Annotated in this window: 20 protein-coding genes and 6 tRNA genes; 18 read left to right on the top strand and 8 right to left on the bottom strand. The window is 40.3% G+C overall.

Features of this window, described 5'->3' with window-relative positions:
* From AC3WR0_RS18180 to AC3WR0_RS18155, 6 genes are all read left to right on the top strand, one after another.
* Window positions 1–76, top strand: a tRNA-His gene (locus AC3WR0_RS18180).
* A gap of 39 nt (window positions 77–115) precedes the next feature.
* A tRNA-Gln gene (locus AC3WR0_RS18175) sits at window positions 116–190 on the top strand.
* A gap of 3 nt (window positions 191–193) precedes the next feature.
* Window positions 194–268: transfer RNA gene (locus tag AC3WR0_RS18170), tRNA-Gly, on the top strand.
* Window positions 269–276: 8 nt separating this feature from the next.
* Window positions 277–351: transfer RNA gene (locus AC3WR0_RS18165), tRNA-Cys, on the top strand.
* 15 nt (window positions 352–366) lie between these two features.
* Window positions 367–447 (top strand) — tRNA-Leu (locus tag AC3WR0_RS18160).
* Between the two features lie 142 nt (window positions 448–589).
* Window positions 590–1,315: a YwaF family protein gene (locus tag AC3WR0_RS18155; RefSeq protein ID WP_492553631.1), complete on the top strand. Its 726-nt coding sequence runs from the start codon at window positions 590–592 to the stop codon at window positions 1,313–1,315.
* A gap of 31 nt (window positions 1,316–1,346) precedes the next feature.
* On the opposite strand, the gene AC3WR0_RS18150 is transcribed toward AC3WR0_RS18155, so the two are convergent.
* The 4 genes from AC3WR0_RS18150 to AC3WR0_RS18135 form a co-directional block, all read right to left on the bottom strand.
* Window positions 1,347–2,090 carry an SDR family oxidoreductase gene (locus AC3WR0_RS18150; protein WP_492553630.1) on the bottom strand — a complete coding sequence of 248 codons (744 nt, stop codon included), beginning with the start codon at window positions 2,088–2,090 and terminating at the stop codon, window positions 1,347–1,349.
* Window positions 2,091–2,128: 38 nt separating this feature from the next.
* Window positions 2,129–3,091, bottom strand: a complete 963-nt coding sequence (locus AC3WR0_RS18145; RefSeq protein WP_492553629.1) for an aldo/keto reductase — start codon at window positions 3,089–3,091, stop codon at window positions 2,129–2,131.
* Window positions 3,092–3,431: 340 nt separating this feature from the next.
* On the bottom strand, window positions 3,432–3,851 hold the full coding sequence (locus AC3WR0_RS18140) for a DUF6671 family protein (RefSeq protein ID WP_492553628.1): 420 nt from the start codon (window positions 3,849–3,851) through the stop codon (window positions 3,432–3,434).
* On the bottom strand, window positions 3,829–4,044 hold the full coding sequence (locus AC3WR0_RS18135; RefSeq protein ID WP_492553627.1) for a nuclease-related domain-containing protein: 216 nt from the start codon (window positions 4,042–4,044) through the stop codon (window positions 3,829–3,831). The genes AC3WR0_RS18140 and AC3WR0_RS18135 overlap by 23 nt, the downstream gene beginning before the upstream one ends.
* Window positions 4,045–4,261: 217 nt before the next feature.
* Here AC3WR0_RS18135 and AC3WR0_RS18130 point away from each other — a divergent pair.
* Window positions 4,262–4,335: transfer RNA gene (locus AC3WR0_RS18130), tRNA-Gly, on the top strand.
* 93 nt (window positions 4,336–4,428) lie between these two features.
* Here AC3WR0_RS18130 and AC3WR0_RS18125 read toward each other — a convergent pair.
* Window positions 4,429–5,097 carry a B3/B4 domain-containing protein gene (locus tag AC3WR0_RS18125; protein WP_492553626.1) on the bottom strand — a complete coding sequence of 223 codons (669 nt, stop codon included), beginning with the start codon at window positions 5,095–5,097 and terminating at the stop codon, window positions 4,429–4,431.
* A 111-nt stretch (window positions 5,098–5,208) separates the two neighbouring features.
* Here AC3WR0_RS18125 and queG point away from each other — a divergent pair, with 111 nt between their 5' ends.
* From queG to galE, 11 genes are all read left to right on the top strand, one after another.
* On the top strand, window positions 5,209–6,348 hold the full coding sequence (queG, locus tag AC3WR0_RS18120; RefSeq protein ID WP_492553625.1) for a tRNA epoxyqueuosine(34) reductase QueG: 1,140 nt from the start codon (window positions 5,209–5,211) through the stop codon (window positions 6,346–6,348).
* Between the two features lie 73 nt (window positions 6,349–6,421).
* The gene (locus AC3WR0_RS18115; protein WP_492553624.1) at window positions 6,422–7,303 is read left to right on the top strand and encodes an amidase domain-containing protein; all 882 of its coding nucleotides are present in this window, start codon (window positions 6,422–6,424) and stop codon (window positions 7,301–7,303) included.
* Window positions 7,304–7,370: 67 nt separating this feature from the next.
* On the top strand, window positions 7,371–7,859 hold the full coding sequence (gene trmL, locus AC3WR0_RS18110; protein WP_492553623.1) for a tRNA (uridine(34)/cytosine(34)/5-carboxymethylaminomethyluridine(34)-2'-O)-methyltransferase TrmL: 489 nt from the start codon (window positions 7,371–7,373) through the stop codon (window positions 7,857–7,859).
* Between the two features lie 286 nt (window positions 7,860–8,145).
* Window positions 8,146–8,895, top strand: a complete 750-nt coding sequence (gene nfsA / locus AC3WR0_RS18105; RefSeq protein WP_492553622.1) for an oxygen-insensitive NADPH nitroreductase — start codon at window positions 8,146–8,148, stop codon at window positions 8,893–8,895.
* A 361-nt stretch (window positions 8,896–9,256) separates the two neighbouring features.
* Window positions 9,257–11,152: a PrkA family serine protein kinase gene (locus AC3WR0_RS18100; protein WP_492553621.1), complete on the top strand. Its 1,896-nt coding sequence runs from the start codon at window positions 9,257–9,259 to the stop codon at window positions 11,150–11,152.
* A gap of 86 nt (window positions 11,153–11,238) precedes the next feature.
* Window positions 11,239–11,412, top strand: coding sequence for a hypothetical protein (locus AC3WR0_RS18095; RefSeq protein ID WP_492553620.1), 174 nt, complete (start codon window positions 11,239–11,241; stop codon window positions 11,410–11,412).
* Between the two features lie 147 nt (window positions 11,413–11,559).
* On the top strand, window positions 11,560–11,751 hold the full coding sequence (locus AC3WR0_RS18090; RefSeq protein WP_492553619.1) for a hypothetical protein: 192 nt from the start codon (window positions 11,560–11,562) through the stop codon (window positions 11,749–11,751).
* Between the two features lie 135 nt (window positions 11,752–11,886).
* Window positions 11,887–13,056 carry a sporulation protein YhbH gene (gene yhbH, locus AC3WR0_RS18085; RefSeq protein WP_492553618.1) on the top strand — a complete coding sequence of 390 codons (1,170 nt, stop codon included), beginning with the start codon at window positions 11,887–11,889 and terminating at the stop codon, window positions 13,054–13,056.
* Window positions 13,057–13,240: 184 nt separating this feature from the next.
* Window positions 13,241–14,755: a UDP-glucose--hexose-1-phosphate uridylyltransferase gene (gene galT / locus AC3WR0_RS18080; protein WP_492553617.1), complete on the top strand. Its 1,515-nt coding sequence runs from the start codon at window positions 13,241–13,243 to the stop codon at window positions 14,753–14,755.
* Between the two features lie 53 nt (window positions 14,756–14,808).
* Complete coding sequence (locus tag AC3WR0_RS18075) at window positions 14,809–15,987, top strand: galactokinase (RefSeq protein ID WP_492553616.1); 1,179 nt, start codon at window positions 14,809–14,811, stop codon at window positions 15,985–15,987.
* Between the two features lie 12 nt (window positions 15,988–15,999).
* Window positions 16,000–16,992: a UDP-glucose 4-epimerase GalE gene (gene galE, locus AC3WR0_RS18070; protein WP_492553615.1), complete on the top strand. Its 993-nt coding sequence runs from the start codon at window positions 16,000–16,002 to the stop codon at window positions 16,990–16,992.
* Between the two features lie 73 nt (window positions 16,993–17,065).
* On the opposite strand, the gene AC3WR0_RS18065 is transcribed toward galE, so the two are convergent.
* The 3 genes from AC3WR0_RS18065 to AC3WR0_RS18055 all read right to left on the bottom strand — a co-directional run bounded on the left by AC3WR0_RS18065 (window position 17,066) and on the right by AC3WR0_RS18055 (window position 20,010).
* Window positions 17,066–18,292, bottom strand: coding sequence for an ROK family transcriptional regulator (locus tag AC3WR0_RS18065; RefSeq protein ID WP_492553634.1), 1,227 nt, complete (start codon window positions 18,290–18,292; stop codon window positions 17,066–17,068).
* A 721-nt stretch (window positions 18,293–19,013) separates the two neighbouring features.
* Window positions 19,014–19,184, bottom strand: a complete 171-nt coding sequence (locus AC3WR0_RS18060) for a hypothetical protein (RefSeq protein WP_492553614.1) — start codon at window positions 19,182–19,184, stop codon at window positions 19,014–19,016.
* A gap of 34 nt (window positions 19,185–19,218) precedes the next feature.
* A complete protein-coding gene (locus AC3WR0_RS18055; RefSeq protein ID WP_492553613.1) occupies window positions 19,219–20,010 on the bottom strand; it encodes a DUF4240 domain-containing protein in 792 nt (263 codons plus the stop codon).
* Window positions 20,011–20,040: the final 30 nt, after the last annotated feature.

The raw sequence follows: 20,040 nt of genomic DNA, 5'->3' as shown, positions 1-20,040 counted from the left end.
GCGATTGTGGCGAAGTGGTTAACGCACCTGATTGTGGTTCAGGCATTCGTGGGTTCGATTCCCATCAGTCGCCCCATATATTGTTATTGTATTTTTTTCTTTTTTATTTTATTATTGGGCTATAGCCAAGCGGTAAGGCAACGGACTTTGACTCCGTCATTCGTAGGTTCGATCCCTGCTAGCCCAGCCATTTGCGGAAGTAGTTCAGTGGTAGAACACCACCTTGCCAAGGTGGGGGTCGCGGGTTCGAATCCCGTCTTCCGCTCCAAATCCTTCGGCGGCATAGCCAAGTGGTAAGGCCAAGGTCTGCAAAACCTTTATCCACCGGTTCGAATCCGGTTGCCGCCTCCAATAAAAATTTAATATGCCGGTGTGGCGGAATTGGCAGACGCGCACGACTCAAAATCGTGTTCCTCTGGAGTGCCGGTTCGACCCCGGCCACCGGTATCATAAAATTAAGACCCCAACTTTATGTTGGGTTTTTTTTCTGTTTTAATACAGAAAAATTAATAGGAAGACATTTTGTGTGAATGGGAAACCTAAATGGAGAGTACAAGAGGACAAGCTACTGAAATCGGGGTACATAAAGATGAGAGTGTTTTTTCAATATCATTCAAACCTTGAACCATTTCGTCTTTTTTCGGTGGAGCACCTTTTGACAATTGGCATACTAATTTTTCTCAGCATCCTAATGTATAGTAATCGATACAGGCTGATGCAGAAAGGGAAAAGAAACGTTTGTGGGTTCACTTTAACTTTCCTTTTGTTCATAACTGAAATATCGCAGCATCTTTGGCTTTTATATGAGAATGCCTGGTCTAAGAATAAAGATTTACCGCTCCATTTAAGTGATTTAGCTGTTATTCTGGCCATTGTGATGCTATTGACAAGAAGTTATAAACTTTTTCAATTCATGTATTTTGCTGGTCTTGGAAGTTCTGTTCAAGCTATTTTAACACCTGACCTTGGAAAGTTCTCTTTTCCGCATTTTCGATACTTTGAGTTTTTCATTTCACATGGAGGTGTGGTGCTGGCTTGCTTATTTATGGCAGTAGCGTATAAATACCGGCCAACCATTTTCTCTCTATGGATGACGGTGCTTATTGTAAACTTATATGCTGTTATTGTTTTCTTTCTTAATAAAATGTTAGGATCCAATTACCTGTATATCATGCATAAGCCCACCAGTACTTCACTCTTAAATTATCTTGGACCCTGGCCCTGGTATTTAATCTCACTGGAGCTTGTGATGATTTTATGCTTTTATATTATATACAGTCCTTTTTGGATAAAAAGAAAAATAAAAAAGAGATAAAAAAGACCACAATTCAATGTGGTCTTTAACATTAACTTCCTTGGGTAGTCGGTCTTATGATGATCTCGTTCACAGACGCCCATTCAGGTTGTTCGATTGCATAGGCAATGGCATTGGCAATATCCTCTGCTTTTAATGGCTGACTGGTTGCGCGTGATTTCAAAGCGTCTATAGCATCCTCATCCGTGATCGTTTCAAACAGCTCAGTCTCTACCATTCCTGGCGAAATAATGGTCGTTCTGATTTTAGAGGTTGGAGATAATTCCATACGAAGACCTTCAGTAATCGCGCGGACGGCAAACTTTGTCCCACTATATACCGCACCAGCCATACCAACTCGGTGTCCGGCAACAGATGAAACATTTAGAATATGGCCTTCTTTTTGTTTTTCCATTGTAGGAATAGCAGCAGCAATGCCATTCAGGACACCCTTAATATTTACATCCACCATGCGATTCCACTCATTCACTTTTAATTTATTCATAAAAGAGAGCGGCATTAAGCCGGCATTATTAATCCAAACATCGATCCGATTATAAGCTTCAAGAGCAAAACTTGCCAGGTCTTGCATCTCCTCCAGAGAGGTGACATCTGCAGAGTAATAAGAGGCTTCACCATCAGCCTCTTTAATACGATTGACTGTTTCTTGTAAACGTTCTGTTCTTCTTGCTGACAAGACGACCCTTGCACCCAAGCTTGCGAGTTTTTCAGCAGCCGCTTGTCCGATACCGCTGCTGGCTCCTGTAATAACAACAACCTTACCTTCAATAGTCAATCTGAATACCTCCCTGATTTTTAAAAATGTCTTATGGCTTATTCAGTCATACTTTTTTCCCAAGCTCCTTTAACCTCAACTCCGGTAGCCTTTGCCGCTTCTTCCAATTCCTTAATTTCCTGCTCATTTAAGACAATATCGACTGCGGTAATAGCACTCTCAATGTGTTTTGGCTTTGTTACACCGATAATTGGCACAGTATGTTTTGCAATTGCCCAAGACATAGCAATTTGGGCAGGATCTGCGTTATGTTTTTTTCCGATTGTGTTCATTACATCAATTAAGTTATCAAGCTTTTCTAAAACCTCGGAAGTAAAAGCTTCTCCTCTTCTTGTCCCAGTTTTAAAAGGATTTTTGGAGCTATAGCTTCCTGTTAATGCACCTTGTTCTAATACCATATAAGAAAAGAATAAAACTTTATTCTGATTACACCAATCAATAATGCCAGCTTCCTCAGAGGAACGGTAAAGCAGACTATAATGGTTTTGTACGGCTGATAGCTGCAAACCTTCTTTTTCTAAAATAGACGCAGCTAACTTTATTTCCTCTAAATTATGATTAGAAACTCCAGCATGTTTTACTTTTCCACTTTTCATAAGAGGAATTAGTTTTGATGTCCATCTTTCCACATCATTAGGATTGTGGATCCAGTAAATATCTGTGAAATCCACACCGAGTCTATCAAAGCTTCCAGCTAGCATTTCTTCCATAGCATCTTCTGGCTGGGTTCCTCGAGGTGTAAATTTCGTTGAAATTAAGAAATCGTTTCGTCCCTTAATAAAACTTCCTAAAATTGTTTCAGAAGCACCCATTCCATAAACAGCCGCAGTATCCCACAAATTAAACCCAGCCTTCATAGCGGCTTCAAAAACAGGCTTTAAATCCTCACCGGTAAGATTATTACCAAAAACAGCATCTCCGCCATTTACACCATTTCCCCATGACCAGGTACCAAGTGCAATCGCAGGAATTTCTTGATGTTTCAATTTAACATATCTCATACTTAATCCCACCTCCATAAGTTTTTAACACATACATTATTAACTATTAGAGAAGAAAAAAACAAGATTAATGAACTGATATTAGTTTTTGATAAAAGGGAAGAGGGAAATAAAGATAAATGGAAAATGGATAACTAAAGGAGGAGATAGTGAACCCAGTATTGTTACCCCAAAAGCTTTGCCAAAGTAAAAGGGGTAACGATAGGGTTAGTATTGTTACCCCATATGGCTTTGCTAAAGTAAAAGGGGTAACGATAGGGTTAGTGTTGTGCCCCAAAAAGGTAGCGAGAAGTAAAAGGGGTAACAATAGGGGACCATCGAATGTGCTTAGTGATTCAGATTAGATAAAATAAATTGCTCTAGCTTTTCCATGGGCTTGGTATTTATTATAAAGAGCTTTTCTAATTGCTCTTTTAGAGTGAATTATATTACACCACTCATAAATGACATTCGTAGTTATTTTCTTATCCGGGAACAGAAGTTTAAACTCTTCAACACTTCTTAGGATGGCGGCTGATATACTTTCTTTGTAGCCGCACTTATTGCAAACTAAAATCTTTGTATCGAATTCCCTTATAAAAGAATGACAGGATGAACAGGTAATCCCTTTTTTAATTTGTTCAAAAGTATATGCAGGTACTCGAGAATAGGGAGATTCATTCAAGTGTAATGAGGTCAATCTTTCGGCAAGTTTAAACGGCTTGCCATATAATTTGGCGGATTTTCTAGATAACTGTTCAAAAAATCGTGTTAACTTCAAAGAGGTAAATGGTACTTTGAGAAATCAATAAAGAATCAATTTGAAATAAGGTGTTATTACAATCAAACAAAAGATCATTTAAAATCAGCCAATCACCTGTAAGATCTTTTAATAACAAATCATATTGCTTCTCACCTAAATAGCCTTTTTCAAGTGCAAGTAATTCGAAGCCTCCTTTGGATCGAGGTTCCACCGTGTATTCAGGATCCTTAATAATAATAATTCTTCCGGTTCATTTCGCGATTTTATTAACATTCCTTCACATCCTTTCTTCTGTATAAAGTTTTGTTACAGGCCCTTATTCCCTCTCAATACGAAATAAATTCGACAAATTTCCACAAAAACCTCTTGACCAAATCGGAAAAATCTTGTATTATATAGTAGTTGATTCGTTAAGAGCATTTAAATATGCGGGTGTAGTTTAATGGTAAAACTCCAGCCTTCCAAGCTGATGTCGTGGGTTCGATTCCCATCACCCGCTCCATACATAGCCAACGCAGTGTTTCGTTAAAAATAATGAAGCGCTGCGTTTTTTCATGTCCTGTAAAAGAGATGCTTTTTGCAAAAAAAGGATGCATCAGCATCCCAAAACATCATATGTTCCATCACCGCCATGAATCTGTATGAACATATTCATAAGTGACGCGGTGAGATTTCTTGCATTTTCTTCATTTGTGGATGGAGATAAATAAATAATCTGCAGGGCATTTTTTGTTTCTTTAGTTACTGGTGTTCTGGCCGAGTCGACGAATGGGCTTCCAAAAGGGCTTTCGTCATCTGCGGAAATCACCAGACCTTCTAAAGAATTAGTTCTTCCGTTCAGCCCCTCATATTCCTCTCCTTGTGCGCCAACTCGAATTTCAACAGCACCACTCAACTTATCTGCATCATAAACCCCAATAGGCACCTGGTATTGCAGCGAAAAAAAGTTGTTAATATCAATGGCACTTTGGACAGAGGTAAGGTAGTTTTGTTTTTTAATCCTGCGGAATAGTGCCTCTGAGGAAGGGCGGTAGCGGTTTGGGTCCTTGCCCGTCATTTTGAAAATGCTGCGCCATTCCTGTATACCTGGCAGGTCAGTAACGCTTTTGTCCTCAAGTTCAAAAAAGATGGATTCCTGAAAGAGCTGAAGCCTTCCTTTTAGCATTTGCGGCGAATCCCCAACTGTAATACCGCTGTATTGAATGATTCCCACTTTAAAGCCGGGAACCAGCTCTTTTAACTGGGATGACAGAGTAATTTCCATTGTTTCACCCTCCAAAATTCATTAAAAATAGTTTATCATAAATAAGATGTAATCATTAACCATACAGGCTGACGCCTTTATATAAAACTAAACAGGGAAGGAGGTTCGTAAATGGATTTCAATCGATTAAAAGAAGAAGTAATTGCTTACAGCAAGACAATTGGCATTGATAAAATTGGATTTACGAGCGCTGCTCCTTTTCTAGAGCTGAAAAATAGGCTTGTTCGCCAGCAGGAGTTAAATTATCAATCCGGTTTTGAAGAGCCAGATACTGAAAAACGTGTCAATCCATCGCTCCTTCTAAAAGATGCACAGTCTATTATCTCTATAGCACTTGCTTACCCTTCGAAAATGACTGTTCATATTCAGGGAAAAAAGGGCGAAAGAAGAGGTATCTTTTGCCGCGCATCCTGGGGACAGGACTATCATCATATACTTAGAGACAGACTCAGGAAATTAGAAGAGTTTATCAAAACAAAATTGCCTGAAGCAAAGCTGCAGTCCATGGTCGATACCGGAGAGCTTTCAGATAGGGCGGTTGCGGAACGAGCCGGGATTGGCTGGAGCGGGAAAAACTGCTCTATTATAACCCCTGAATTTGGATCGTTTGTTTATTTAGGTGAGATGATTACAAACTTACCCTTCGAGGCAGACAAGCCTATCGAGGATCAGTGTGGAACATGTTCGAAATGCCTTGATGCATGTCCAACCGGTGCGCTAGTCCAGGGAGGACAGCTAAATGCTAATAGATGTATCGCCTTCCTTACCCAAACAAAAGGATTCCTTCCGGACGAATTCAGGGAGGAGATTGGTAACAGGGTTTACGGATGTGATACCTGTCAAACAGTATGCCCCGTTAACAAGGGAAAGAATTTTCACTTTCATACAGAAATGGAGCCAGACCCAGAAGCTGCAAAACCTCTATTAAAACCTCTTATTAAAATTAGCAACAAGGACTTTAGAGAGAGGTTTGGCTACGTTTCAGGATCGTGGAGAGGAAAAAAACCTATTCAGCGTAACGCGATCCTTGCCTTAGCATTTTTTAGAGACAAATCCGCTTTAGAGCAATTAATCGAGGCTATGAAGGATGATCCTCGGCCAGTTATTCGCGGAACTGCTGCCTGGGCAATCGGAAAAATTGGCGGGGAGTTAGCTCAAAATGAACTTGAGATAGCTATGCTTAAAGAAAAGGACCCTGAAGTACTGGAAGAAATTGAAAAAGGCCTGAAATTGGCAAAGGAGCTGGTTTAAACACTGGCTCCTTTATTTTTTTGATTGAATTGCTTTTTCTATCATATGTATGAAAAGAAAGGAGCGATGATATATGCGTAAGCAGCTTCAGGATTTTTTGGAAAAAAGAATTCAGCATTATGTAAGTGCATCGAGAGATGAGGAAATTTCGGAACAAGCACAATTAAAAATTGACGCCTGTATGAAAAGATCAGCAGAGATCGTAAAGGTAAAAGCGACAGGAAAGATACTTGAAAAAGCCGCAGATGAAGAGTTTAGCAAGGCCAAATATCAGCTCCATTTTCAATATTTAATCAAACAGAAGGGAACTCTTTATATAGAGGAAGAGGTTGAGCAAAGGGAAGCTAAATTTTATAAGAATGTTTTGGTGGAAGACAATGAAATTATACCTGATGATGGTAGCATAAAGATAGACAGCGAACCTGACCTTTGGCGGCAGGAAGAAGAAAATGATGACAGAGGTACATTTGAATACAATCGGCTCAGAGCTGTTCAGTACGCTGAGAGATGGTGGAATGACTACAACCCTGCATATAGAAAATTTCAAAATGACTGTACTAGTTTTATATCCCAATGCCTGCACGCAGGTGGTGTGCCTATGAGAGGTTATCCAAACCGTCAAACGGGATGGTGGATCAAGGGGCAAAATTACAGTTATAGCTGGGCAGTGGCAAATTCATTGAGACTCTTTCTGGACAATTCTAAATCGGGGCTAGGGGCAAAATTAGTAAGCAGGCCAGAGCTGCTTCTTCCTGGGGATGTTATTTGCTATGATTTTCAGGGAGATGGACGCTTTGACCACAATACGATTGTTGTAGCCAAGGATGCAAACGGAATGCCTCTAGTCAATGCGCACACTTACAATAGCCGGATGAGGTATTGGGCATATACAGACTCGACGGCCTATACCCCTAATATTAAATACAAGTTCTATTCGATCTTGGGCGAGAGGTAAGTTCGGTTGTATGAGAGGGCAGGAGTGGTATAATAGCTGTTAGATTTATTTATATGAGGTGAAAAATTTGGCATTGCATGTAGTTTTATATCAGCCGCAAATCCCTTCTAATACTGGAAATATCGCGAGAACCTGTGCCGGAACTGGAACAAGGCTTCATTTAATCCGCCCCCTTGGCTTCTCTACCGACGACAAAATGCTGAAGAGAGCGGGATTAGATTACTGGGAGCACGTGGAAATTGCTTATTACGATTCCTTGGATGAATTTTATGAAAAGAATGAAGGCGGTCAATTTTTTTATTTGACCAAGTTTGGGAAAAAGCCGCATTCTTCTTTTGATTATAGTGATCCGAGCAAGGATTATTATTTTATTTTTGGCCGTGAAACAACCGGGTTGCCAGAGGAAGTAAGGGAAAAAAATAAAGAAACCAGTCTTCGTATCCCGATGAATGATAATATTCGGTCCTTAAATCTTTCAAATACGGCTGCAATCCTTGTTTACGAGGCGCTGCGCCAGCAAAACTACCCAGGTCTTTTAAAAGAATTTAACGATTAAAAACAGGTCGACAAGCGGCCTGTTTGCCTAATCAGAGAATATTCATAAATTCTGAACGAACGACGGGCTGGATATCCTAGTCAGGCGAAGGCAAAGGCAAAGGCAAAGGACAAGGAAAGCTTAGCTGGCTTTGCCTCGCACGAAGAAAAGGCGAGGATGTACCGTTTAGAGAGTAATTAGTACAAATATGCGCTGCCGTTACAAAGCTCGGCAGCCGCCTTGTTTTCTTTATTTTTTACATAGTGTTTGGGTTGAATTATTTTGGTATGAGGAAAGGAGAATTGAAATGAATGACGTTATTTCACTTTTACAAAGCCACCGTTCTATTCGGAAGTTTAAGGATCAGTCTTTAACAGATGAACAGATTAGGCTGATTGTAGGTTCTGCCCAATCGGCTTCGACCTCTAGCTTTGTACAAGCCTATTCGATTATTGGTATAAAAGATAAAGAAAAGAAGCGAAAGCTCGCTGAACTTGTTGGAAACCAGTCTTATGTTGACAACAACGGGCACTTTTTCGTTTTTTGCGCTGATCTTCACAGGCATGAGCTAATTGGAAAAAGAGAAGGAAAGGATGTTCTCCCTTCTATAGAAAGCACGGAAAAATTTATGGTTGGCCTTATCGATGCTTCACTTGCAGCTCAAAATGCAGCTGTTGCAGCAGAGTCTCTCGGGTTGGGCATCTGTTATATAGGGGGAATTAGAAATAATCTTCCAGAGGTAAAAGAAATTTTAAAAACGCCTGAACGCGTGATCCCGCTTTTCGGAATGGCGGTGGGTTATCCAGACCAGGATCCCGATATTAAACCACGTCTTCCGCTGGAGCATGTATACCATGAAGAAGAGTATCAGCAGGATAAAGAGGTATACGAAAGACAGCTGGATGAATATGATGCTCTGATTTCAAGTTATTATGAGGAAAGAACAGAGGGCAAACGGAAGGACCGCTGGACAGAGCAGATGGCATTAATGCTTGAAAGACGCGTGCGTATGTACATGAAAGAATTTGTTCAAAAAAATAAAATGGATTTGCATTAAAAAATTTTTTTGTCAAAATAAAAAAGGGCTGCCAATGGCAGCCTTTTTTATTTACACTTACTTGTTTGGTGTTCCTGGCTTATCATTGTATCCGGCTGTAAATATGGCAGCAATAAAAGTAATCATAACAGCGACGACTAGTACAGTACCCATAATTATGTAAGCCCCCTTTTTAGCATTTTTATTATACAAACATATAGTAACATTATAGCCTATTTCCTAGCCTATGAAAACGTAAAGCTTATTTTTTCATGAAGGAAAAGTATTTTGGGATTAACTGGTAATGAGAATGTTCAAATAAACATGAGCATAGAGTATATTAATCGTCTCTGATAAAGCGACAGGGGGAGGACCTGACCTAATGGATATTTTAAAAAAGATTGAACACTATCGAGAAGAAGAGGAAAAGCTTCGCTGGGAAGGAAGTTTCAGGGATTATCTTAACTTGCTGAAAGAAAAGCCATGGATTGCTCAATCTGCACACTCACGGGTTTATAATATGCTCAAAGATGCTGGAATTGAAGAGGTTAAAGGTAAAAAGAAGTATAAATTCTTCAGCAACCAGCTGTTTGGTCTAGAGGAAGCACTGGAACGCCTTGTTGAGGAGTATTTTCACCCTGCTGCTAAAAGGCTAGATGTTAGAAAACGTATTTTATTATTAATGGGTCCTGTAAGTGGAGGTAAATCCACATTGGTTACCATGCTGAAACGGGGATTAGAGGCTTATACACGTTCAGACAAAGGCTCCGTCTTTGCGATTAAAGGCTGTCCAATGCATGAGGATCCACTCCACTTGATTCCGCATCATCTTCGTACTGATTTTATTGAGGAATATGGAATTCGTATTGAAGGCAATTTGTCCCCGCTGAATATGATGCGGCTCGAAGAGGAATACGGGGGCCGGATTGAGGATGTATTAGTTGAAAGAATCTTCTTTTCCGAAGACAGGCGGACTGGAATCGGTACCTTTAGTCCTTCAGATCCAAAGTCCCAGGATATTGCTGACTTAACAGGAAGTATTGACTTTTCAACCATTGCAGAATTTGGTTCTGAATCTGACCCGCGAGCCTACAGGTTTGATGGTGAATTGAATAAAGCCAACAGGGGAATGATGGAGTTCCAGGAAATGCTGAAGTGTGATGAAAAATTTCTCTGGCATTTGCTTTCACTGACTCAGGAAGGAAACTTTAAAGCAGGAAGGTTTGCCCTGATCAGCGCGGATGAATTAATAGTTGCGCATACGAATGAAACAGAATACAGATCCTTTATTTCTAATAAGAAGAATGAGGCTCTTCATTCGCGGATTATCGTTATGCCTATCCCATATAATTTAAAGGTAACCCAGGAAGAAAAGATTTATGAAAAAATGATCCAGGAAAGCGATGTTGCAGATGTTCATATTGCCCCTCATACTTTAAAAGTCGCAGCCATGTTCACAATTCTTACTAGGCTGAAAGAGCCGAAAAAGGGTGACATTGATCTGGTTAAGAAAATGCGCCTGTATGACGGTGATAACGTAGAAGGTTATAATTCTGCTGATATTGAAGAGCTTCAAAAAGAACACGCCGATGAAGGTATGAGCGGTATTGATCCGCGTTACGTAATCAACCGTATTTCCTCCACCATAATCAGAAAAGAAATACCTTCCATTAATGCTCTTGATGTTCTCAGGTCCTTAAAGGACGGCTTGGATCACCATCCATCCATAACGGCTGAACTGCGTGAGCGTTACATGAATTATATTTCTATTGCCAGAAGAGAGTACGACACCATTGCCAAGAAGGAAGTACAGAAGGCCTTTGTTTATTCGTATGAGGAGTCTGCGAAGACATTAATGGATAACTATTTAGATAATGTTGAGGCATATTGCAATAAAGCGAAGCTTCGCGATCCGCTGACTGGAGAAGAAATCAGTCCGGATGAAAAGCTAATGCGGTCAATTGAAGAGCAAATTGGCATTTCCGAAAATGCAAAAAAAGCGTTCAGGGAAGAAGTATTAATTAGAATTTCAGCATTTGCCAGAAAAGGCAAGCGGTTTGACTATAACTCCCACGATCGGCTTCGAGAAGCCATCCAGAAGAAACTATTTGCTGATTTGAAGGATGTTGTAAAAATTACGACCTCCACAAAAACACCGGATGAACAGCAGCTGAAGAAAATTAATAATGTTGTGGCTAGACTTGTAGATGAACACGGCTACAATACAACTTCCGCGAACGACCTTTTAAGGTACGTGGGAAGCTTATTAAATCGATAGAACAAAGGGGCTGGTACTTATGGTGCTGGCCTTTTTTGTTTAGAAATCCCCTCTTAAGGGAAAAGAAGCATTAGAGGTGATAAAACATGGCAAAAGAACTTGATAAAAATTATCAACCCGATAATGGATCTATGGCACCAGATATGGAAGACATCAAAAACCTCGGCAAACAAATGGAAAACCGCAGAACGAATCAGGAGTTAAAAGAAGACTACCAAAAATACCCGGATCCAATACAGCATGAACCTGAAGATGACTAACCTCCACACAATGTGTGGGGGTTTTTATTTTTTTGCCACTGTATTCTCTGGCAACTAGAGAAAAACTTGGTGAAATGTGAAAGACGCATCTCTGGGACAAAATTGTGCCTGGCACCTTCCAAGAGGCGTGGGCTCTGGGGTGGGCACGTGGTTTATGAAGGGCTAAAGCTGATTGGTCCAGAAGGAAACGGCCATTCAACTGAATTTGATGGGCACAAGTCGGGTGGTCAGAAAGAAAATGTCTTTCATCCGGACGGCCCATGGGGGTTAAATGCGGCTTTTGATTTTTATGTCAGCCTTTTTTTCTATACACGAAATAATTGTCAAAATTATTTGTAAATTATTCGCCAAACCTGCATAGGATAGAGTAATCAACTTTTCATTACTTTGTATTTTGGGCAGTCGAAATTAGTGTATGCATAAAAAACCAAAACAGTGTAACAGAATAAAAAAGTGAATAAGGAGGGGTTTACATTGACCGATAAGAGTAGCCACCAGTTTGTGATTTCGCGAGAAGATTGGTCCCTCCACCGTAAAGGCCACGATGACCAGCAGCGCCATCAGGAAAAAGTACAGGAGGCAATCCGAAATAATCTTCCAGACTTAATCACTGAAGAAAGCATTATCATGTCAAATGGTCGCGATGTGGTTAAAATTCCAATTCGTTCTCTGGACGAATACAAGATTCGCTATAATTATGATAAAAACAAACATGTGGGCCAGGGAAACGGAGACAGCCAAGTTGGGGATGTGGTCGCACGGGATGGTTCTGGCAATGAAAAAGGACCGGGTAAAGGTCAGGGTGCTGGAGACCAGGCAGGTGAGGATTACTTTGAAGCGCAAGTATCCATGATGGAGCTGGAAGAGGCGCTGTTCAAGCAGCTGGAGCTTCCAAATCTAAAAAGGAAAGAGCAGCAGGAAATAATCGTTGAGAACATTGAATTCAATGATATCCGGAAGACTGGTCTTATGGGAAATATAGATAAGAAGCGGACCATGATGTCTGCATTCAAAAGGAACGCGATGGCAGGGAAACCGGCCTTCCATCCAATCTACAAAGACGATTTAAAATTTAAAACCTGGAATGAAACGATAAAGCCGGAGTCCAAAGCAGTCGTATTGGCTATGATGGACACAAGCGGCTCGATGGGCATTTGGGAAAAGTATATGGCACGCAGCTTCTTCTTTTGGATGACACGCTTTTTACGGACGAAGTACGAGAAGGTAGATATAGAATTTATCGCTCACCACACAGAAGCAAAGATTGTTTCAGAAGAAGACTTTTTCTCCAAGGGGGAAAGCGGCGGAACCATTTGTTCTTCAGCATATCGAAAGGCCCTCGAATTAATTGATACAAAATATGATCCAAGGAAATTTAATATTTATCCATTCCATTTTTCAGATGGAGATAATTTAACATCAGACAACGCCCGATGCGTGAAATTAGTTGAAGAATTGATGAAGGTCTCCAATATGTTCGGTTACGGCGAGGTCAATCAGTATAATAGACATTCTACTTTGATGTCTGCTTATAAAAACATTAAGAATGACGATTTCCGCTATTATGTTTTGAAGCAAAAGTCAGATGTATTCAATGCTATGAAGAGCTTTTTCAGCAATGAGGAGAGCAAGGCTTACGCATAATAAAAAGATCCGGCAGGGAGAAGCCCTGCCGGTTTCTTTTTGTATAAAAACACGGCAATTTAAATTAAGGGATTGTAAAAAACAAGGAAAAGTTCTATTATAGGGATAGATAATTAATTAATTTAATTAAGTTAGTTTTTCGAAGGATTTATAAAGCCAACTTCTTAGAATAGAGGTGTTTTTTATGACTGACATATATCAATATATCCAGGACTTAATTGAATACGGAGTTAGGAAAAAGTTAATCGAAGTGGACGATGTTCTTTATTCAAGAAACAGAATCCTTGCCTTGCTTGGTTTGGAGGATTGGAAGGATACTGACATACATGAAACCCTCCTGGAAATTTCCGATATACTCGGCGGAATTTTAGACTGGGCAGCAGAAAGTGGCCTTCTTGTTTCCAATACAACGACTGAAAGAGATATTTTTGACACTGAGATTATGAATTGCCTGATGCCAAGGCCCTCAGAAGTAGTCCGTGAATTTAAGCAAAATTATAAGGAAAGTCCAGAAACTGCAACCAATCAATATTACCATCTTTCTTTAGCCTCGAACTATATTCGCGAGGACAGGGTACGCAAAAATAAACAATGGAAGTCTCCAACACCATATGGGGAGATTGACATTACGATTAACTTATCGAAACCGGAAAAAGATCCGAAAGAAATTGCCCTTTTGAAAAATGCACCGGCAGCATCGTATCCGGCCTGTGCGCTTTGCTGGGAAAATGAAGGATATAAGGGAAACATAAGAAATGCAGCCAGAGCCACACACCGTGTAATACCCATCACTCTTAATAACGAGGATTGGTGTCTACAGTACTCACCATATGTTTATTATAACGAGCACTGCATTGTATTCAGGGAACAGCATCTTCCAATGAAAATATCGCGGGAAACCTTCACAAGACTGTTGGAGTTTACTGAAAAGTTTCCTCACTACTTTGTTGGCTCAAATGCAGACCTTCCAATAGTTGGAGGTTCAATTCTTTCCCATGATCATTTCCAGGGGGGAAGATACGAATTCGCTATTGAACGAGCCTATATGGAAGAAACTATTACTCTTCCAGCCTATCCTTCAGTTACAATCGGAATCGTTAACTGGCCGATGTCTGTTTTAAGGGTAAGAGGGGATAAAAAGGAAGTAGAAGAGGTAACCGAGTTCATATGGAAGAGATGGCAGCAGTACAGTGATCCTAATGCTGAGGTATTTGCTTTCAGCGGAGAAGTCCCCCATAACACGGTTACACCGATTGCACGAAGGCGCGGCCAGGACTTTGAGATGGACATAGTATTACGAAATAACCGTACATCGGATGAGCATCCTTTCGGTATTTTTCATCCACATCAGGAAGTACACCATGTTAAAAAAGAGAATATTGGACTTATTGAAGTAATGGGCCTAGCTGTACTTCCTGGGAGACTGGAAGGGGAATTAGAAAAGCTTTCTCAATACCTGTTAGAAAAAACTCCTAAAGAAAATTGGGATGAATCCATTCTGAAGCATTGGGATTGGAGCCGTGAAATTCTAAAGCATTATTCATCTATCAATCTTGAAAATATAAAAAAAATAATCGAAACGGAAGTAGGCAGGAAATTCCAAACTGTACTGGAACATGCCGGAGTTTTCAAACGAACCAAGGATGGCAAGCAGGCTTTTCTGCATTTTTTAAAGCATCTCGAAAAGAGTGTTCAATAGTCTAAAAGAAAGAGCTTATTTTTAAAAAGAATCCTAGAAGGAAGGTAATTTAAATGAATGCTTCAGAGCTTAAAGAGTTGTTTCAAAAACAATATGGCTATAACGAGGGAGTCAGGGTATTTTTTGCTCCTGGCCGTGTTAATTTAATAGGCGAACATACGGATTACAATGGGGGCTACGTATTTCCAGCTGCCTTAACATTTGGCACATGGGCGGCGGCAGCTCCAAGGAAGGATAATGTTTATCGGTTTGCGTCAGCAAATTTTCCTACTGAAGCGGAGTGCAGTGTATCAGAACCGCTTATTTACCGCGAAGATGATGACTGGGCCAATTATCCAAAGGGTGTGTTAAATGAACTGATCCAGTTTGCCAAAGATGAAAACAAAAGCTACTCTGGAGCAGATATATTATTCTATGGTAATATTCCTAATGGAGCTGGTTTATCGTCTTCTGCATCTATTGAACTTGTAACAGCACTGGCTCTAAGCAAGCTTGCCGGCTTTGATATTCCTATGCTTGAGCTTGTAAAGCTTGGGCAGCGGGCAGAAAATCGCTTCGTTGGGGTTAATTGCGGAATCATGGACCAGTTTGCAGTAGGAATGGGGAAAAAGGATCACGCAATGATGCTTAAATGTGATAACATGGAGTATCAATATGTCCCCGTAAAGATTGATGGGTACAAACTTGTTATAACCAATACAAACAAGCGGCGCGGTCTCGCAGATTCCAAATATAATGAGCGCCGAAGTGAATGTGAAGAAGGCTTGGCCATTATAAAAAACTATTTACCTGAGGTACAATCGCTTGGCGATGTTAGTCTTCAGAATTGGAATAAGGTTAAAAATCATATTGAAAACGAAACGATTCGCAGGCGTGTAGAGCACGTAATAACTGAAAATGAGCGTGTTCTTTCAGCAACAAAAAGCCTGCAGGAAAATGATCTGGTCTCTTTTGGTGAAATGATGAAGCAATCACATGAATCACTTAGAGACTTATATGAGGTAACAGGCTTTGAGCTTGATACCCTTTTTGAAGAAGCAGCAAAAGTTAAAGGGTGTATTGGAACCCGTATGACCGGAGCAGGCTTTGGTGGCTGCAATGTCAGCCTTGTTAAAGAAGATGCTGTAGATGATTTTAAAGAAAAAGTAGCTCACAATTATTCATTAAAAACCAAACTCGATCCTGACTTTTATGTATGTGAGATTGGTGATGGAGCAAAGGAAGTATTTTAAGGAGGAATGGAAATGGCCATTTTAGTAACTGGCGGAGCGGGATATATAGGCAGCCATACAGTGGTGGAACTTTTAAATCAGGGTGAAGAAGTAGTTATTGTTGACAGCCTCAGAACAGGGCATAAAGAGGCAGTAACAGGCGGAACCTTTTATCAGGGAGATCTTCGTGACCGCAGCTTTCTTGATTCTGTTTTTAGCAAACATGAGATTGACGCAGTTATTCATTTTGCGGCAAGTTCCCTTGTAGGAGAAAGCGTCCAGCAGCCACTTCCTTATTATGAAAACAATCTGATTGCATCTCATACCTTGGTATCAGCCATGATTGACCATGGGGTGAAGAAAATTGTTTTCTCTTCGACAGCTGCAACCTATGGCGAGCCTAAACAAGTTCCCATTCAGGAAAGTGATATAACTAATCCGACCAATCCTTATGGCGAAACAAAATTGGCAATGGAAAAAATGTTCCGCTGGTGTGACCAGGCGTATGGCTTAAAATCAATTTCCCTCCGCTACTTTAACGCGGCTGGTGCCCATCCTGACGGGATTATTGGCGAAGACCATAATCCTGAAAGCCATCTGATTCCCATCATTCTTCAGGTAGCCCTTGGCCAAAGAGAATCCATTGGAATCTTTGGTGATGATTATCCAACAGAAGATGGCACATGCATCCGTGATTATATTCATGTTATGGACCTGGCAAATGCCCACTGGCTTGCACTTGATCATTTACGTAAGAATGATACAAGCGATGTCTTTAATCTTGGAAATGGAACAGGCTTTTCTGTTAAACAGGTTATAGAAACAAGCAGAGAAGTTACTGGACATAAAATTCCAGAGGTCATCAGCCCTAGGCGTGCCGGAGACCCTGCAGCACTTATTGCAACTTCTGAAAAAGCTCAAAATGTGCTCGGCTGGAAGCCAAAATACAATGATTTAAAAACAATCATTGAAACGGCTTGGAAATGGCATAGTGCTAACCCAAACGGTTATGAAGATAATAAATAAAGAACGTAAAGAATCCTTGTGCTTAGCGGCACAAGGATTCTTTGTTTTTACACTTATTAAAACAGCTGCCGCCTTAATGGGCGGCAGCTGTTTCTGTTCCTTTTGGTGAAAATAATTCGGTCAAAATAAGGGCGACTGCTCCCATCGCTGTTGCATCTTTGCCGAACTTTGATACGATAATTTCTGTTTGTTTGGCCTCTTTTGTTAGGGCTCTTTGGTTAACAGTTTCAATCACACTATTCAGAACGAACTCTTTTGCATTTGAAACACCGCCGCCAAGGATAATCCTTCTTGGGTTAATGAGATGAATTAGATTTGTTAAACCAATTCCAAGATACCTGCCAGCCTGAGCAAGAGCATTGATACTCAGCTGATCACCCTCTAAGGCCGCCTTATAGATTAGCTCCCCAGTAATCTTCTCGATCTTTTGGCCAGCTAGCTTTGGTAAAATGCTTGCCTGACCGAGACGTAACTCACTTTTTACATAATCAGCTATTGCTGGGCCTGAGGTAAAGGTTTGAAGGCATCCCTTATTACCGCAGGTACATATAGGGCCGTCAATATCAATTGCCATATGTCCAATTTCTCCGCTTATAAAATGATCTCCATGATAAAGTCTGCCATTGATGATTATTCCAGCACCAACACCACGGCCTACATTAATACAAACAAAGCTGTCAATGCCTGTTCCGCTGCCAAACCATAGCTCACCGAGGCCCATGGCCCGTGCGTCATTTTCAACCTTAACCGTTATTTGGAATTCCTGTTCCAATCCCTGTTTTATATGGATATTTTGAAGCTTTAAATTAGGCGCAAAAACAGAAATGCCTTTTTCTACATCTACAATTCCGTGCATTCCTACGCCAATTCCAATAATCCTTCCATCTTCAACTATTTTCTCATTTTTTATGGAATAAATAGCAGTCTTCATTAAAGTTAGCAGCGTTTCATTAGTTAGAATTTCAGGGATAGGGAAAATATCCTTTTTAATAATTTTTCCTTCAATTGAAGATAGTATTACTTTTAAATCATGCGACCCAATGTCCAGCCCAATTACAAAGAATTTATCTGAATTTAAGGTCAGCATGGTGGGTTTTCGGCCGCCGCTTGATTCTCCAAGATTACGTTCTACTACTATATCATCCTCCAATAATTCTTTAACTAAATTACTGACAGTAGGAGGGGTAAGTTTTGTTACTTTTGCAATTTCCGCTCGGGAAATAGGTCCTTTTTCGCGAATAATATTTAAAATTAATGACCGGTTGATTGATTTCATCAGCTGAAAGCTGCCAGTCATCATATTCTTGTCCATTGATATTCCTCCGCATGGTGATAAAGTTACTTAATTAAATTTAATTATAAACTAAATTTGAGAGTATTAAAACTGCTCCTCTTTTAGGAGTAAGAATTATCATCTTCACAACTTCCACATAACTTCTCTATAAGTTCTTCAAAAGTGTGCTTTATTATAAAGGTAACTTAATTGAAAGTTGGTTCAACAAGCCTTGCTTTCAAAAACTTCCCTTTTGAGATTGGTGATGAGCACCAGTCTTTTTTTTGCATTTGGTATTGTTTTTGGTTTGTAAATTTTATAAGAGGCTCAACTTTGAAATACTGTGGAAGACATTTATTTCATTCATTTATGTTGATTTTCGCTCACGGCACTCGCTTTCCGCGGGCGACCCGGGAGCCTGTCAAACTCAGCGCCTAGCCCCTCGAGGTCGCTTCGGTCCTGACTTTGAAGTAAAAAACGACTTCACCGTCAGGCCCTCCAGCGCTTGTCGGGGCTAAACAAGGCGCTTCCGTTCTTCTTTCTCCTCGGCGCTTTCGCCTGCGGGGGTCTCCCCTGGCCCGCTTTTCCCGCTGGACATTGAATGGCTTCCTTGAGATCGCCCACGCACGAAGGAAATGCGATAGCGTTTCCGAGGAGTCTCGCGCCTTCTGCTACAATCAATATAGATGCTCAATTCAATGGGCTTTACACATAACCTATAAAAAAGAATAAGCCTCCAAGTGGCGGCTTATTCTCCGTGTGTAAAATGATTGTCTCCCATTGTGTAATTGGAACTTTCTCCAGGTTTAGCAGCTGGATTTGTAGTAACACCAGAGCTGTTATTTATTTTTTTATTTCTATGGTCAATCAGAATAGCAAAGAGGATAAGTCCAGCAATCAAAATGAATAACCAAACCAAACGTAATCCCTTCTTTCTTTGTTATATAAGACCACTAACCTAAAGGATTTTCGCCAAATGCTTCCCACAATTTTGGAAATTTAATAGAAAGGCCCTCTGAATCATCCTCATCCCAGTCCAATTCTATTTCAGGATTAATTTTGTAATCATCATTAGTCAATTGATTATATAGTTGATAATACTGATCATCATCAAGCCCAGTTTTTTCCTCATAAGCCAAACAGGCAACAGAAAGTAAATCCTCTAACTCTGGTATTTCTTCTTGCTCCTGGAGTCTCTTTAAATAAGGCAGCAAGATTTCGGGATTTTCCAAAGCTGTTTGATAAGTTTCCTTTCCCAAATACACGACCCATGCCCGAAAGTAATCAAAGGAGTCATCCGAGCATCCTCCCATTAAAATATATGCCGCAGCCCACAGTTCTGACGTATAAGATTTCTCGTAAATCTGATTAAAAGTATAATCAAACATAACTATATCCTTCACAGCTTTTTTTGATAAACAGGAAGTGAGCCATTCCATTTGTTCTTCTATATCACTGCCTCTTTGTTTACATTTATCAATGAGTTCCCAAAATTCCTGTTCTGTGAAGGCAGTTTCTTTGATAACTCCCTGCGAAGATGAATCCAAAACATATCCTTTTTTTAGTTTTGATTCGATAAGCTTTTCACATTCTTTTTGGCAGGCTTCCTCGGTATCAAATTCTTTGGTCTTTACGGATCCAGCTGTGCCAATCTTTCCATACGACACCATTAGAGACTTTCCGGAGGTCTTTATCTTCCAGAATTTATTGGACTTTCCATCCTGGTAGGTTAATAGAGTTTCCAATTGTTGCACTCCCTTCGTTTGACTCCATAT

Source organism: Neobacillus sp. FW104-15D2 (assembly GCF_058790155.1).
Note: the sequence above shows the minus strand (reverse complement) of the source record. Positions and strands in the feature narration are given on the sequence as shown.

Coding starts and splice junctions, on each gene's coding strand:
- AC3WR0_RS18065 (WP_492553634.1), bottom strand. CDS start 18,292: ATGATGACTGGCAGCTTTCAGCTGATGAAATCAATCAACCGGTCATTA.
- AC3WR0_RS18100 (WP_492553621.1), top strand. CDS start 9,257: ATGGATATTTTAAAAAAGATTGAACACTATCGAGAAGAAGAGGAAAAG.
- AC3WR0_RS18115 (WP_492553624.1), top strand. CDS start 6,422: ATGCGTAAGCAGCTTCAGGATTTTTTGGAAAAAAGAATTCAGCATTAT.
- AC3WR0_RS18095 (WP_492553620.1), top strand. CDS start 11,239: ATGGCAAAAGAACTTGATAAAAATTATCAACCCGATAATGGATCTATG.
- AC3WR0_RS18145 (WP_492553629.1), bottom strand. CDS start 3,091: ATGAGATATGTTAAATTGAAACATCAAGAAATTCCTGCGATTGCACTT.
- AC3WR0_RS18075 (WP_492553616.1), top strand. CDS start 14,809: ATGAATGCTTCAGAGCTTAAAGAGTTGTTTCAAAAACAATATGGCTAT.
- galE (WP_492553615.1), top strand. CDS start 16,000: ATGGCCATTTTAGTAACTGGCGGAGCGGGATATATAGGCAGCCATACA.
- galT (WP_492553617.1), top strand. CDS start 13,241: ATGACTGACATATATCAATATATCCAGGACTTAATTGAATACGGAGTT.
- AC3WR0_RS18125 (WP_492553626.1), bottom strand. CDS start 5,097: ATGGAAATTACTCTGTCATCCCAGTTAAAAGAGCTGGTTCCCGGCTTT.
- nfsA (WP_492553622.1), top strand. CDS start 8,146: ATGAATGACGTTATTTCACTTTTACAAAGCCACCGTTCTATTCGGAAG.
- queG (WP_492553625.1), top strand. CDS start 5,209: ATGGATTTCAATCGATTAAAAGAAGAAGTAATTGCTTACAGCAAGACA.
- AC3WR0_RS18155 (WP_492553631.1), top strand. CDS start 590: ATGAGAGTGTTTTTTCAATATCATTCAAACCTTGAACCATTTCGTCTT.